Genomic DNA, 15,293 nt, shown 5'->3' with positions numbered 1-15,293 from the left:
GCCGCGCTGCCCCAGCGGCAGTCGTGGAACGCGCAGCAACTGCATTCCGTGGAGCCCTGGCTGCCCACCTCGCCGCACAGCCGCGCCGCCCGTGCCGACGAACTGGCCATCGACCGGATATGCCGCGACTACGAAGCCTGGAAAGCCAAGGCCACGCCGACCGAGATCTACAGCGACATCTGCGCCGAGCTGGTGGCCAAGGGCCAGGTGCGCCCGCCCACCGTGCACATCTTCGGCCACGGGCGTCCCACCGATGCACTGGCCGACGCCATGGACGATCTGGGCAAGAGCTGGCTGCCGCCCGGCCGCGTGGTGATCCACGCCGACCTGCCCGCCCCCGGCGAACTGGGCGAGGGCATGCAGTGGGTCGGCCCCGGCGATGCCTGGCCTGCCGCGCCGCGCAAGGAGGAATGGGTGGTGCTGCTCGAAGCCGGCACCCGGCTGGAGCCCTATTCGCTGATCGAGCTGCTGGCGGCCGCCCGCCGCCACCCCGGGGCCCAGATGGTGTATGCCGCGCACGACGTGGCGCTGGCCCCCGGCCGGACGCTGCCGCAATTCACCGGCGGCGCCAACGTGGAATGGCTGCGCGGCACCAACTACCTGGGCGGAGTGGCGGCCGTGCGCGCCGCCGCCTGGCAGGACGTGCCCGGCCACGGCCGCTATGCCAGCGCCTACCGCCTGGCGCTGCGCCTGGGCGCGCGCCAGGGCGCGGCCAGCGTGCATTACGTGGACAAGGTGCTCTCCCACGCGGCCCCGCAACTGGCTGAAGGACAGGAAGAAGAAGAATTCACCGCCGCCCAGGCCGAGCTGCAACTGCTGCACCCCGGCACCACGCTGCAAGCCGGCGACCTGCTGGGCTGCTGGCGCGTGCGCTACCCCGACGACGGCGCTCCCGTCTCGCTGCTGGTGCCCACGGGCAAGCAGCAGGGCTACCTGCGCTCGCTGCTGCTGTCGTGCGTGCAGCGCGCCCCCGGCAGCATCGGCGAGGCGCTGCTGGTGGTGCAGGACGAAGACCTGCCCTCGATGGAGCAGTTCGTGCGGCAATGGCCCCACGCCGCCGAGCTGCCGCTGCGCCTGATCGCCAGCGGCGGCGGAGCCTACAGCCACGCGCGCGGCATCAACCTGGGGATGGCTGCCGCAGCCCATGACCTGGTGCTGGTCTGCGACGACGACATCGAGTGGATGGATGCCGACGCCGTGCCCGAGCTGCGCCGGCTGTTCGCCGAGCGCAGCGTCGCCATCGCCGCGCCGCGCCTGGTGGTGCAGCAGGAGGACAACCCGCTCGTCGTGGCCGGGCCCCACCTGGCCGGGGCCGACGGGCTGCTGCTGAACTACACCGGCGAGCGCCAGGGCGTGCCCGAGCGCGGCTGCCTAAACCGTCTGCAAATGGCGCAGGACGTGGCCGGCGTGCATGGCTCGTGCTGGATGGCGCGGCGCTCGGCCGTGCTGGCCGTCGGCGGGCTGGACGAGGTGCACACGCCGCTGTTCCAGCCCGTGGCCGACCTGGGCTACCGTCTGCAGCAGGCCGGCTGGCGGCTGGTCTGGACGCCCCACGCCAACGCCGCGCACATGGGCGGCATGACGCTGAAGGCGCTGCGGCGCGACCCGGTGCAGGCGCTGGCGCTGTCGCAGGCCGCCGTGGACGAGTCGCGCTACATGCAGACCCGCTGGGTTGGCTTCGCCGGCCAGCACCCGCTCTACAGCAAGCACCTGTCGGGCCACCGGCCCTACGCGCTCGACACCGACATGGTGAACACCTGGAGCCTGGACATCCCGGCCCGCCCGCGCGTGCTGGCGCTACCGCTGCGCAGCGGCTCGGGCCAGTATCGCGTGATCGAGCCGCTGGACGCGGTGCAGCTGCACAGCCTGGCCGAAACCTGCGTGGTCGAGCCCGAGAAGCCCGGCCAGACCACGCGCCGGGTGCTCACGCCGCTGGACGTGGCGCGCTTCCAGCCCGACCGCATCGTGGTGCAGCACTCCACCTCGGACCAGGACATCGACAACCTGCGCGCCATCCGGCGGGCGCACCCGCAGGCCTTCATCGTGCAGCTGATGGACGACCTGGCGTCGGACCTGCCCTCCTCGCACCCGTCCTACCGCAGCGGCCAGCGCGAGGGCCACACCCGCACGGTGCAGGCGCTGGCGCTGAGCGACCGGCTGATCGTTTCCACCCAGCCGCTGGCCGACTACTACGCGCCCTACTGCAAGGACATCCGCCTGGTGCCCAACGCGCTGGACATGCGGCATTGGAGCGGGCTCCAGCGCCCTGCGCGCACCGGCGAGCGCATCCGCATCGGCTGGGCCGGCGCGGCCCAGCACCTGGGCGACCTGCGGCTGGTGCAGCGCGTGGTGCAGGCGCTGGCGGGCGAGGTGGACTGGGTGTTCATGGGCATGTGCCCGGACGAGCTGCGGCCCTACGTGAAGGAATTCCACGGCTTCGTCTCGTACAAGGACTACCCGGCCAAGCTCGCCAGCCTGGATCTGGACATCGCCATCGCGCCGCTGGAGAACAACCCCTTCAACGCCTGCAAGAGCAACCTGCGGCTGCTGGAGTACGGCGCGATGGGCTGGCCGGTGGTGTGCTCGGACGTCTACCCCTACCAGACCGACGACCCGCCGGTGCTGCGTGTGCCCGACGACGACGGCGCCTGGCTCGACGCGCTGGGCCGCCTGATCGCCGATGCCGGCTTCCGGCACACGCAGGGCCAGGCGCTGCACGGCTGGCTGCAGGCCCGCTACACGCTCGAACGCCATGCCGAGGACTGGTTCCGCGCGATCTTCGCGCCGCCGGCCGGCCAATAATCGGGCCCAGCAACGAGGCAACACATGGTCAAAGCGGTCATTCTGGCGGGCGGCCTCGGCACCCGCATCAGCGAAGAAACGATGTCCCGGCCCAAGCCCATGGTGACCATCGGCGGCAAGCCCCTGCTGTGGCACATCATGAAGAGCTACTCCACCCACGGCGTGCATGACTTCGTCATCTGCTGCGGGTACATGGGCTACATCATCAAGGAGTATTTCGCCAACTACTTCCTGCACACCTCCGACGTCACCTTCGACATCGCCCACAACCGCATGGAAATCCACGAACGCCATGCGGAGCCTTGGCGGGTCACGCTGGTCGATACGGGCGAGGAAACGCAGACCGGCGGGCGCCTCAGGCGCGTGCGCCGCTACGTCGAGGACGAGGAGCTGTTCTGCTTCACCTACGGCGACGGCGTGTCCGACATCGACATCGGCGCGCAGCTCGCCTTCCACCGCGCGCACGGGCGGCTGGCTACCATCGCCGCCGTGGCGCCGCCAGGGCGCTTCGGCGCGCTGAACATCGCGGACCAATCCGTCACCGCCTTCGTGGAAAAGCCCATGGGCGACGGCGGCCTCATCAACGGCGGCTACTTCGTGCTCTCGCCCCGGGTGATCGACCTGATCGACGGCGACGCCAGCGCCTGGGAAGACCGCCCGGTGCAGCGCCTCATCGCGCAAGACCAGCTCATGGCCTGGCAGCACGACGGCTTCTGGCGCCCCATGGACACGCTGCGCGACAAGATGACGCTGGAAGACCTCTGGAGCAGCGGGCAGGCGCCATGGAAAACCTGGTGAACCCCGCGTTCTGGGCCGGCAAGCGGGTGTTCCTGACCGGGCACACCGGGTTCAAGGGCGCATGGCTGGCGCTGTGGCTCACGGGCATGGGCGCGCAGGTGCACGGCTACGCGCTGCCGCCCGAGCACCCCGGCAGCCTGTTCGAGCGGTTGGCGCTGGGCGAGCGCATCGCCCGCTCCACCCTGGCCGACATCCGCGACAGCGCTCCGCTGCACCAAGCCCTGCAGGCGGCCGATCCGGACATCCTCTTCCACCTGGCCGCGCAGGCCCTGGTGCCCGCAGGCTACCGGCAGCCCGTGGAGACATTCGCCGTCAACGTCATGGGCACGGCCCAGGTACTGGAGTGCGCGCGCGCGTGCCGCGCGCTGGCGGCCATCGTCGTCGTGACCAGCGACAAGTGCTACGAGAACCACGAGTGGCCCTGGGGCTACCGCGAAACCGACCCCATGGGCGGGCACGACCCCTATTCGGCCAGCAAGGGCGCCGCCGAGCTGGTGGCCGCCAGCTACCGCCGCAGCTTCCTCGCGGCCCAGGGCGTCGCTGTGGCCACGGCGCGCGCGGGCAACGTGATCGGCGGCGGCGACAACACCCCCTCGCGCCTCGTCCCCGATGCGCTCGCGGCCTTCGCCGCCAACACCGCACTGCACCTGCGCAACCCCGTGGCCACCCGTCCCTGGCAGCACGTGCTCGACCCGCTGCACGGCTACCTGCAGCTGGCCGAACGGCTGTGCCAGCCGCAGCACGGGCAGGCCTGGGCCGAAGGCTGGAACTTCGGCCCGCAGGCCGACGATGCATTGAGCGTCGAAACGGTCGTGGGCCTGCTCGCGCAGTACTGGCCCCGCCCGGTGCAATGGAGCGCCGACCCGCCCGGCACCCATGCCCACGAAGCCCAGCAACTGCGCCTGGACTGCAGCAAGGCGCGCCAGCGGCTGGGCTGGCGCCCGGTATGGAACGCCCGCGCCGCGTTGCAAAGAACCGTGGAGTGGCACCTGTCCCAAGCCCCGGCCCTGGACACCTGCCGCGCGCAGCTCGCCGGATTCCTCCAGGATGCCGGGCAGGCCGGAAACTCCTGATTTAATAGCTGCTTGCGCTTGATGGATGGGCGCTGCAGTCCAATTTGGCTAATATCCCTCCATGGACAACGCACACATGCTGAGAGAGCAGATCGCCCGCCTGGTGGAGCAGTACGCGGAGCAGGCCCTGGCGCCTGCGCCCTTCGTGCCGGGCACGACCGCCGTGCCGCCCTCGGGCAAGCAGATCGACGCCAGCGAGCTCAAGCTGATGGTGGAAGCCGCGCTCGACGGCTGGCTGACCACCGGGCGCTTCAACGCCGAATTCGAGCGCCGCCTGGCGCAGTTCATCGGCGTCAAACACCTCATCACCGTCAACTCCGGCTCGTCGGCCAACTTGGTCGCCTTCAGCACCCTGACCAGCCCCCGCCTGGGCGAGCGCGCCATCCAGCCGGGCGACGAGGTGATCGGCGTGGCCGCGGGCTTTCCCACCACCGTCAACCCCATCCTGCAGTTCGGCGCCGTGCCGGTGTTCGTGGACGTGGAACTGGGCACCTACAACATCGACGCCAGCCGGATCGAAGCAGCCATCGGCCCCAGAACGAAGGCCATCATGCTGGCCCACACGCTGGGCAACCCCTTCAACCTGGAGGCCGTCACCGCGCTGTGCAGAAAGCATGGCCTGTGGCTGGTCGAGGACTGCTGCGACGCGCTCGGCTCCACCTACCAGGGCCGCATGGTGGGCACCTTCGGCGACATCGGCACGCTGAGCTTCTACCCCGCGCACCACATCACCATGGGCGAAGGCGGCGCGGTGTTCACCAACGACGCCGAGCTGAAGGCCATCGCCGAGAGCTTCCGCGACTGGGGCCGCGACTGCTACTGCGCGCCCGGCAAGGACAACACCTGCGGCCAGCGCTTCTGCCAGAAGCTGGGCCGCCTGCCCGCGGGCTACGACCACAAGTACACCTACAGCCACCTGGGCTACAACCTCAAGATCACCGACATGCAGGCCGCCTGCGGGCTGGCGCAGCTGGACAAGGCCGAGCGGTTCGTCGCGCAGCGCAGGCGGAACTTCACCTACCTGCACGCGCAGTTGGCGGCGTGCGAGGAATTCCTCATCCTGCCCCGCGCCACGGAACATGCCGACCCGTCCTGGTTCGGCTTTCCCATCACCTTGCGCGAAGGCGCCCCGGTTTCGCGCCTCGACCTGCTGACCTACCTCGACCAGAACAAGGTGGGAACCCGCCTGCTTTTCGCCGGAAACCTGACGCGCCAACCGTATATGGTCGGCAGGAACTATCGCGTGAGCGGCAGCCTGGACAACACCGACACGGTGATGAACGACACGTTCTGGATCGGGGTGCAGCCCGCACTGACGCAGGACATGATGGACTTCTCGGCGGCCAGGATCAGAGCCTTCCTGGGCGTCGATTTCGATTAGGAGCAATGTGATGGGACCCATCAGCCAACGGGACAAGGACCTGTTCGAGAACCTGTTCGTTCTGGAACTGGCCAACAACCACTGGGGCAAGCTGGAGCGCGGCCTCAAGATCATCCGCGACCACGGGGCCGTGACCCGCTACAACAACGTCAAGGCCGCCATCAAGCTGCAGTTCCGCGACGTGGACGAGTTCATCCACCCTGACTTCAAAGGCAACACGGAGCTGCGCTACGTCAAGAAGACCGAGGACACCAAGCTCTCCAGGGCCGATTTCGCGCGGATGGTCGAGGAAATTCGCAACCTGAGCTGCATCCCCATGGCCACGCCGTTCGACGAGGCATCGGTCGACCTGTGCGTGGAGTTCGACATGCCCATCATCAAGATCGCCAGTTCCGACATGAACGACTGGCCCTTGATCGAGAAGATCGCTTCCACGCGCCGTCCCACCATCATCTCCACCGGCGGCGCCTCGGAGAAAGACCTGGACGACATCGTCCGCTTCTTCGAGAAGCGCGACATTCCCCTGGCCATCAACCACTGCGTATCCCTCTACCCCAGCGAGGACGACGAACTGCATCTGGACCAGATCGACTACCTGAAGAGCCGCTATCCGCGCCACATCATCGGCCTGTCCACGCACGAGTACCACGACTGGCATTCGTCCATGCTGATCTCCTACGGCAAGGGCGCGCGCACCTGGGAGCGCCACATCGACATCCAGTACGAAGACGTGCCGGTGTCCAACTACTGCTCGCTACCCGAGCAGTGCGACGCCTGGTTCAAGGCTTTCCACAAAGCCAAGGAGATGTGCGGCGGCGTCAGCACGCGCCGGCGCAACATCTCGCGCAAGGAGACCGAATACCTCAACGCCCTGGTGCGCGGCGCCTATGCGCGCCGCGACCTGGCGCCCGGCTACGTCTTCGACAAGGACCAGTTCGAGAAGGACTTCTACCTCGCCATACCGCTGCACAAGGGACAGCTGTCGTGCCGGGAGGTGATGAACGGCGAACGGCTGCTGCAGCCGATCCAGGCCCACGAACGCCTGACCATCGACCACATCGACGGCCCTTACAGCGAAAGCCCCGCGCTCAAGAGCCTGATCCTGAACCGGGGCCTGTGAAGTGAAGCGCATTTCCGAACAGATCGCCGACTGGCTTGCCGCCCAAGGGGTGGAGCAGGTCTTCACCGTCACGGGCGGCGGCGCCATGTTCCTCAACCAGGCCCTGGGCGGGCACGGGCAACTGCGCTGCACCTTCATGCACCACGAGCAGGCCTGCGCCATGGCGGCCGAAGGCTACGCGCGCATCACCGGCAAACCCGCCGTGGTGATGCTGACCACCGGGCCGGGCTCGGTAAACGCGCTCAACGGCGTGTATGGCGCCTTCACCGACTCGATCCCGATGATCGTCCTCTCGGGCCAGATCAAGCGCGAGACCTGCATCGACTTCCATGACGTGCCCAGCCTGCGCCAGCTCGGCGACCAGGAAGGCCCGACCATCGCCATGGCCAGCCCCGTGTGCAAGTTCGCGCGGCTGGTGCGGTCGGAGAAGGAGCTGGAAACCCTGCTGCCCCAGGCGTATGCCGAGGCCAGGGGCGGCCGCCCCGGGCCCGTGTGGCTGGACATTCCGCTGGACATCCAGCAGTCCACCGAAGCGATCCAAATCCCTGCGCCCCCGGCGCCCGCCGCCAAGCCGCCGTCGGACGCGCTGCGCGCCGCCTGCCGCGCCATCATCGACCGGCTCCGGCAGTCGCACCGCCCGCTGATCCTGGGCGGCACCGGCGTGCGGCTCTCACGCACCGAAGGGCGCCTGCTGGCGCTGGTGGAGCGCCTGGGCATCCCGCTCGCCACGGCCTGGACGCACGACCTCATCGCCTCCGACCACCCGCTGTTCGCGGGCCGCCCCGGAACCATCGGCACGCGCGCGGGCAACTTCTGCCTGCAGGCCGCCGACTGCGTGCTGGTGCTGGGCTCGCGCCTGAACATCCGCCAGACCAGCTACAACTGGGACGCCTTCGCCAAAAACGCCTGGCTAGCGCAGGTGGACATCGACGAGGCCGAGCTGCGCAAGCCCACGCTGCGGCCCGACCTGGGCGTGGCGGCAGACCTGAACGACTTTCTGGACGTGCTGGAGGACGAGCTCTCGCGCACCCAGCTGCCTGGCTACCAGACCTGGGCGACGTGGTGCCAGCAGACGGGCCAGCGCTACGACGCAGCGGAGGAACACCAGCAGCAGCCCGGCGCCCCGCTGAACCCCTACGTCATGGTCAGCCGCATCTTCGCGCGCATGCGGCCCGACGACATCGTGGTCTGCGGCAACGCATCGGCCTGCATCCTGCCCTTTCAGGTGGGCGCGCTGCAAACGGGCCAGCGCCTCTTCAGCAACTCCGGCTCGGCCTCGATGGGCTACGACCTGCCCGCCGCCCTGGGCGCGGCCACCGCAGCGCAGGGCGCGCGGCGCGTGATCTGCTTCGCGGGCGACGGCAGCCTGCAGATGAACATCCAGGAGCTGCAGACCCTCAAGACCACGGGGCTAGACGTGATCGTCGTCGTGCTCAACAACCGGGGCTACCTGTCGATCTGGCAGACGCACGAGAACTTCTTCGGCCGCGTCATCGGCGCCACGCCCGAATCGGGTGTGGACTTCCCCGACTTCACCGCCGTGGCCCGCGCCTACGGCCTGCGCGCCGAAAGCATCGCCACCGAGGCCGACCTGCCCCGGCTCGACGCGCTGCTGCAGGGCGGCGGCCCGCTGCTGATCGACCTGCACGTCGATCCCCGGCAGGAGTTCGCGCCGCGCATCAAGTCGCGCGTGGACGAACAGGGCAAGTTCGTCACGCCCGAGCTGGACGACATGCACCCCTTCCTCGACCCGGCCACGCTGCAGCAGATCCGCAGAGAAGCGCTGGCGATCCGCTCATCGCCATGACGGACACGGCGGACTTCCCGAGCCTGCGCGAACAAGCCGCCGCGCCCGGCCTCGACCCCGGCCGCCCCTGCTGGATCTTCGGCGCGGGCAGCTTCGGCCGCAGCCTTGCCAGCGCCATGCAGGCGCAGGGCATTCCCGTCGCCGGGTTCGTGGAAACCGCCCCGCGCACCGGTTCGGCACTGGGCCTGCCGGTGCTCGACTGGAGCGCGCTGGCGCGCGAGGCGCCCCAGGCCCAGCTGGCCCTGGGCATCTTCAACCGCGACACGCCCTACGACCAGCTGCTGGCCCTGCCCGCAGCGGCGGGGCTCCCCCGCCGCTGATGCCGTGGACGCTCTACGAACCGCTGGCCCACGCGCTGGGCTGGCGCTTCTGGCTCAGCCCCCGCGCCGTGCTGCTGGACGGGCTGGAGCGCATCGCCCAGGTGGCGCAGCAGCTCGCCGACGCCGAGAGCGTGCGCACGCTCTACCGCATCTGCGCCTTCCGACTGGGGCTGGACATGGGCTACGCCAGCTTCCGCTCCGCCGATCGGCAGTATTTCAATGCGCTGACCCTGCCCGCCCTCCAGGGCCGCACCATCACCTACGTGGACTGCGGCGCCTACGACGGTGACAGCTTCGGCGAGCTGCTCGCCCAGCCCGGCATTACCTGTGCGCAAGCCTTTCTGCTGGAGCCAGACCCTGCCAACTACGCGCGGCTCACGCAACGCGCTGCCGCCCAGGCCGTCTGCCTGCCGCTGGCGGCGGCGGACGCACATGGCAGCCTGACGTTCAACGCCGGGCAGGGCGAAGCCTGCACCGTCGTGCAAGAGGGGGCGGGCACCACCGTCACCGCCGTGGCGCTGGACGCGCTGCTGCCGGGCACCCCGGTGGACCTCATCAAGCTCGACATCGAGGGCGCAGAGGCCCAGGCGCTGCGCGGCGCGCGGCAGCTCATCCGGCGCTGCCGCCCGGTGCTGGCGGTGTCGCTCTACCACAACCCCCAGGATCTCTGGGAACTGCCCGAACTGCTGTTCGCGCTGTGCGGCGAGGGCTACCGCTTCCACATCCGCCAGCATGGGTTCAACTCGTTCGAGTCCGTGCTGTACGCCGTGCCCCGCCAGGGTTTTGTATGAAATCGGCCTCCAGCGCTTATGTATCAAGCGCAAACAGCTATCAAAACAAGAGTAACAACCCATGGATTTGCTGCTGACGGGAGGCACCGGATTCTTTGGCAAGGCTCTGTTGCGGCACTGGCAGGCAACGCCTGCCGCGCCGCGCGTCACCGTGCTCAGCCGCGACCCGGAGGGCTTCCTGGCGCGGCACCCTGAATTCGCCGCGCTGCGCTGGCTGCGCTTTCACGCGGGCGACATCCTCGACCCCGCCAGCCTGCCCGCCACCGCATCGTTCACGCACCTGCTGCACGCGGCGGCCGATTCCACGCTGGGGCCCCAGCTGACGCCCTTGCAGCGCTACACGCAGATCGTCGATGGCACCCGCCACCTGCTGGACTACGCCGTCGCCCACGGCATCCCGCGCTTCCTGCTCGCCAGCTCCGGCGGTGTCTATGGCGCGCAGCCGCAGGACATGTCCCATATGCCCGAGGATTACCACGGCATGCCCGACCCGCTGGACGCGCAGAGCGCCTACGGCGTCGCCAAGCGCTGCGCCGAGCACCTGTGCGCGCTGTACGCGCAGCAGCACGGCCTGCAGACCGTGGCGGCGCGCTGCTTCGCTTTCGTGGGGCGCGACCTGCCGCTGGATGTCCATTTCGCCATCGGCAACTTCATCCGCGACGCGCTCGCCCGGCCCAGGATCAGGGTGAACGGCGACGGCACGCCCGTTCGCTCCTACATGGACCAGCGCGACCTGGCCCGCTGGCTGGAGGCGCTGCTGCAGCGCGGGCGCGCGGGCCAGGCCTACAACGTCGGATCGGACGCGGCCCTGACCATCGCCGAGCTGGCGCACGAGGTACGCGACCTGCTCGCGCCGGGCAAGCCCGTCCACATCGCCGCACAGGATACGGGCGGCCCGCGCAGCCGCTACGTGCCCTGCATCGCCAAGGCGCGCGCCGAGCTGGGCCTGGACCTGCGCCACACGCTGCAGGACGCGGTGCTGGAGACGGCGCGCCATGCGGAGGCCGTGCGATGAAGGTGCTGCAACTGGCCGATGCCTGCATCTGCTGCGGCGGGCGCGATCTGGCGTCGTCGCCCGCCGTGCTCATGCCCTTCGTCGCCAGCCGCGCGCTGGGCCAGGCGCCGCTGGAGATCACGGCGGACTGGGGCCTGCATGACCTGCGGCCCGGCATGGCCTACACCCTGTGCCATTCGCTGCAATGCCGCGACTGCGGCGCGCTGTTCCTGGACATGCGCTTCACGCCCGCGCAGATGGCGGCGCTCTACGAAGGCTATCGCGGCCCGGCGTATACGCAGCAACGCGATCGTTTCGAGCCCGGCTACGCGGCCACGGTGGCGCGGGACTACACGCGCCGCCACACCTACATCGCCGAGGTGGAGGCCTGGCTCGCGCCCCGCCTGCCCGCACGGCCGCGGGTGCTGGACTGGGGCGGCGGCGACGGCAGCAACACGCCTTTCCTGGGCCGCGCGCGGGTGCGGGTGCACGACATCTCCGGCGCCGCGCTGGCCGAAGGCGCCGAACGCGCCGCCCTTCACGCCGCGCCAGACCACGACCTGCTGGTGTGCATGCAGGTGCTGGAGCACGTGGCCGATCCCCTGGCCGTGCTGCAGGAGCTGCTGCCCCTGATGGCCCCGCACACGCTGCTGTACCTGGAGGTACCGCACGAGGCGCTGGTGCGCCAGCACCCGCCCGGCACCGGCCTGGCGCCACACAAGCGCCACTGGCACGAGCACGTCAACTTCTTCACCCCCGCCGCCCTGCACCGGCTCGCGGCACGCGCCGGGCTGCGCGTGGCGGATACGCTGTTCCTGCCCATCGACAACGGCGCCCGCCAGGGCGAGGTCATGGGCATGCTGCTCACCAAAGAAACCCAACCATGACCGTGCGCGACATCGTCTTCGACCTGGACGGAACCCTCATCGACTCCGCGCCATCCATCCTCGCCTCCATGCAGGCGGCGTTCGACGCGGCGGGCATCGCGCCCGGCGCGCCGCTCACGCCCGCGCTCATCGGCCCGCCGCTGGCGCAGACGCTGCGCTCGCTGCTGCCCGATGCCCAGGCGCACGCGCTGCCAGAGCTCGTCGAAGGGTTCAAGCGCCACTACGACGACGCCGGCTACCGCGCGTCGCACGTCTATCCCGGCGTGCCCGAGATGCTGGCCGCGCTGGGCCGCATGCCGCTGCGCCTGCACATCGCCACCAACAAGCGCATCGCGCCCACGCGCCGCATCGTCGAGCACCTGGGCTGGGGCGGGTTCTTCACCGGCGTCTACGCGCTGGACTTCTACACCCCGGCCCTGGCGCACAAGACTGCCATGCTGCAGCGCCTGCGCGCATCATTGGCCGACCCCGCCCCCATCTACGTGGGCGACCGCGCGGAAGACGCCGAGGCCGCTCAGGCCAGCGGCATGCCGTTCCTGTGGGCGCCCTGGGGCTATGGCGGGGACAGCGTTGAGGTGCCTGCAGACCGCGTGCTGCGCTCCCCCAGCATCTGGCGCAATGTCGCCTGGAGGCGCTGCAATGAGCCGCCCGCTCCACGCCCCACCCCAGCGGCCTTACTACATCGAGGCCCCGGCGTACCGCCGCACGTCGGCGGGCATCCGCGTCATGCACCTGCTCTGCCACCTGCTCAACCGTAGCGGCCATGACGCCTGGCTGTACCCCACGGCCGCGACCAATCCGCTGTGGCACACGCCCATTCTCACGCCCCAACTCGCGCAGCAGCACGCCCAGGCGGGGCGCCAGCCGATCACGGTGTACCCGGAGGTGATCCCCGGCAACCCGCGCCATGGCGGCTCGGTGGTGCGCTACCTGCTGAACCGGCCGGGGCTGATCGGGGGCGATGCGGAGTTCCCCGCCTCCGATCTGATCTTCGCCTACACGCAGCATCTGCTGCCCGCTGGCGAAAACCCGGAGCATGTCCTGTTCATGCCGCCCATCGACAGCTCCATCTTCCACAACCGGGACAACCCGCACGAAGAGCAGCGCCAGGGCTGGCTGATGTACCCGGGGCGGCACGCCGCCGCGCTGGAAGAGCGCCAGGAGCTGGCCGCGCGGTGCACCCTCATCACCAGCACCTGGCCCGCCTCGCCGCAGGAGATGGCCGAGGTCTTGCGCCGCAGCGAGCGGGTTTTCTGCTTCGAATCCACGTCCATCGCGCTGGAGGCCGTCCTGTGCGGCTGCCCGGCCACCATCCTGCCCTCGCCTCTGTTCAATGGCACGCCGCTGGGCATCGAGGAGCTGGGAACGCATGGGCTGGCATTCGACGACACACCACAGGCCCTCCAGGACGCCATCGCCGGCATTCCCATCGCCCAGGAAAAGTACGCGGCCGCGGAAAGCCGCTTCTGGGACCAGCTGGAGGTTTTCATCCGCGACACCCAGGCCATGCCCTACACGCCCGTGGCTGCCTCGCGCCCGGAGCAAAGCATCGCGCAAAAGAATGCGCCCATCCAGCACTGGCTGGACCAGCGCCAGCTCGGCGAAGCCCAGTCCCGACTAATCGCCCAGCGCCTTGAGGCACACGCGCCCTGCGCACCGCGCATCGACTTCATCGTCCTGCCTGGCACGGACCCCTCGGCCGCGCGCACCACCTTGCACAGCCTGAAGGCCCAAGGCTATCCCCACGTGGGGATCCACATCGCTCCCAGCACGGACGTGGATGCGCTCAACGCACTGGCCACGCAAAGTGCGGCCCAGTGGCTGTGCTTCGTGCAGGCCGGCACGAAGCTCACGCCGGCGGGCATCACGCACCTGGCCCTGGAGCTGATGGATGCGCCCGGCTGCCGCGCAGCCTGCGCGGACGAGATCGTCCACGAGCCCACAGGCGAGATCAGTACCCTGCTGCGGCCGGACTTCAACCTGGACATGCTCCTGTCCTGGCCCGCCGGCATGGCGCGGCACTGGTTCTTCCGGCGCGACGCCTTCCTGGAGGCCGGCGGTTTCGACGCAGCCTTTGCCGGCGCGCGCGAGTTCGCGCTGCTGCTGCGCCTGATCGAGACGGGAGGCCTGGCCGGGCTGGGCCATGTGCACGAGCCCCTGTTCATCGCCGCCCCCCGCCGCTTGCCAACAACGCGCACGAAGTGGCCGCCATCGAAAGGCACCTGCGCACCCGCGGCTACGAGCAGGCGGTCGTGGACACCCGCCTGCCCGGCCGCTACCGCCTGCTGTACGGGCACGCGGCGGAGCCCCTGGTGTCCATCGTCGTGGCCCAGGACCAGCCGGCCCTGGCGGAGCGCTGCGTGCGCTCCATCCGCGAGAAGACCGGCTACCCGAACTACGAAATCGTGCGGACGCCCAGCGAGGCGCGCGGCGACTACCTGGTGCTGCTCGGCGATGGCGTCACCGTCCTGCAGGAGGGCTGGATCGACGCGCTGCTCAACCATGCGCTGCGGCCCGAGGTGGGCGTCGTGGGCGCCAAGCTGCTGCGCGCGGACGGCACCGTCCAGCACGCGGGCGTGGTGCTGGGGCTGCGCGGCCCGGCGGAGCATCCTTTCATGGGCGCCGATGTGAACGATCCGGGCTACATGCAGCGGCTGCAGATCGACCAGAACTACAGCGCCGTGACCGGCGCCTGCCTCATGGTGCGCCGCTCCCTCTACGAGCAGGTGGGCGGGCTGGACACGCAGGACCTTGCGGCGGGCTACGGCGACGTGGACCTGTGCCTGAAGATAGGAAAGACAGGGCACCTGGTCGTCTGGACGCCGCACGCGGTGCTGCTGAACGAGGCGGGCACGGCCCCGCAGCACAGCGCCACCATCGTGTCCGCGCAGGACGCCATGTACCGCAAATGGCTGCCCGAGATCGCGCGCGACCCGGCCTACAACCAGAACCTGTCCCTGCTGGGCCAGGGCTTCGCGCTGGAGACGGCGCAGGACCTGAACTGGAACCCGCTGCCCTGGCGGCCGCTGCCGACGGTGCTGGCCCTGGCGGCCGACGGGCAGGGCAGCGGCCACTACCGCGTCATCCACCCCGCGGTGGCGCTGTCCGCGGCGGGGCTGGCGGACGTGCGCCTGAGCCAGCGCCACTGGCTGCCCGCGGAGATGGAGCGCCTGCGGCCCGACGCCTGGATCCTGCAAAGCCAGGTGCGCGAGCCGCAGATCGCCATGCTGCGCCGCCAGGCGCAGTTCACGCAGGCGTTCAAGGTGGCGGAGCTGGACGACTACCTGCCCGGCTTGCCGGCGGCGCACGCCCACCGCCCC

12 protein-coding genes are annotated in these 15,293 nt (G+C 69.9%); all 12 read left to right on the top strand.

Annotated features, from left to right (window positions below; translation table 11 throughout):
• The first annotated feature begins 48 nt into the window (after positions 1-48).
• The 12 genes from AAG689_RS24915 to AAG689_RS24860 all read left to right on the top strand — a co-directional run bounded on the left by AAG689_RS24915 (position 49) and on the right by AAG689_RS24860 (position 14,604).
• Positions 49-2,802, top strand: coding sequence for a glycosyltransferase (locus AAG689_RS24915; protein WP_406624237.1), 2,754 nt, complete (start codon positions 49-51; stop codon positions 2,800-2,802).
• 24 nt (positions 2,803-2,826) lie between these two features.
• Complete coding sequence (gene rfbF, locus AAG689_RS24910; protein WP_406624236.1) at positions 2,827-3,600, top strand: glucose-1-phosphate cytidylyltransferase; 774 nt, start codon at positions 2,827-2,829, stop codon at positions 3,598-3,600.
• The gene (gene rfbG, locus AAG689_RS24905; protein ID WP_406624235.1) at positions 3,585-4,673 is read left to right on the top strand and encodes a CDP-glucose 4,6-dehydratase; all 1,089 of its coding nucleotides are present in this window, start codon (positions 3,585-3,587) and stop codon (positions 4,671-4,673) included. Before rfbF ends, rfbG begins: the two co-directional genes overlap by 16 nt.
• Positions 4,674-4,734: 61 nt before the next feature.
• Positions 4,735-6,054: a lipopolysaccharide biosynthesis protein RfbH gene (rfbH, locus tag AAG689_RS24900; RefSeq protein ID WP_406624234.1), complete on the top strand. Its 1,320-nt coding sequence runs from the start codon at positions 4,735-4,737 to the stop codon at positions 6,052-6,054.
• Positions 6,055-6,064: 10 nt separating this feature from the next.
• A complete protein-coding gene (locus tag AAG689_RS24895; protein WP_406624233.1) occupies positions 6,065-7,174 on the top strand; it encodes an N-acetylneuraminate synthase family protein in 1,110 nt (369 codons plus the stop codon).
• Between the two features lies 1 nt (position 7,175).
• A complete protein-coding gene (locus tag AAG689_RS24890) occupies positions 7,176-8,981 on the top strand; it encodes a thiamine pyrophosphate-binding protein (RefSeq protein WP_406624232.1) in 1,806 nt (601 codons plus the stop codon).
• On the top strand, positions 8,978-9,301 hold the full coding sequence (locus AAG689_RS24885; protein WP_406624231.1) for a hypothetical protein: 324 nt from the start codon (positions 8,978-8,980) through the stop codon (positions 9,299-9,301). Before AAG689_RS24890 ends, AAG689_RS24885 begins: the two co-directional genes overlap by 4 nt.
• Complete coding sequence (locus AAG689_RS24880) at positions 9,301-10,092, top strand: FkbM family methyltransferase (protein WP_406624230.1); 792 nt, start codon at positions 9,301-9,303, stop codon at positions 10,090-10,092. Before AAG689_RS24885 ends, AAG689_RS24880 begins: the two co-directional genes overlap by 1 nt.
• A 61-nt stretch (positions 10,093-10,153) precedes the next feature.
• A complete protein-coding gene (locus AAG689_RS24875; RefSeq protein ID WP_406624229.1) occupies positions 10,154-11,107 on the top strand; it encodes an NAD-dependent epimerase/dehydratase family protein in 954 nt (317 codons plus the stop codon).
• Complete coding sequence (locus AAG689_RS24870) at positions 11,104-11,973, top strand: class I SAM-dependent methyltransferase (RefSeq protein ID WP_406624228.1); 870 nt, start codon at positions 11,104-11,106, stop codon at positions 11,971-11,973. The genes AAG689_RS24875 and AAG689_RS24870 overlap by 4 nt, the downstream gene beginning before the upstream one ends.
• Positions 11,970-12,731 (top strand): HAD family hydrolase, encoded by a 762-nt coding sequence (locus AAG689_RS24865; protein ID WP_406624227.1) that lies wholly within the window; start codon positions 11,970-11,972, stop codon positions 12,729-12,731. Before AAG689_RS24870 ends, AAG689_RS24865 begins: the two co-directional genes overlap by 4 nt.
• The gene (locus AAG689_RS24860; RefSeq protein ID WP_406624226.1) at positions 12,613-14,604 is read left to right on the top strand and encodes a hypothetical protein; all 1,992 of its coding nucleotides are present in this window, start codon (positions 12,613-12,615) and stop codon (positions 14,602-14,604) included. The genes AAG689_RS24865 and AAG689_RS24860 overlap by 119 nt, the downstream gene beginning before the upstream one ends.
• The last annotated feature ends 689 nt before the right edge of the window (positions 14,605-15,293 follow it).

The sequence above is a fragment of the Acidovorax sp. SDU_ACID1 genome (genome assembly GCF_045291395.1).
Lineage (GTDB): Bacteria > Pseudomonadota > Gammaproteobacteria > Burkholderiales > Burkholderiaceae_C > MR-S7.
This window is presented reverse-complemented; position numbering and strand designations above follow the sequence as displayed.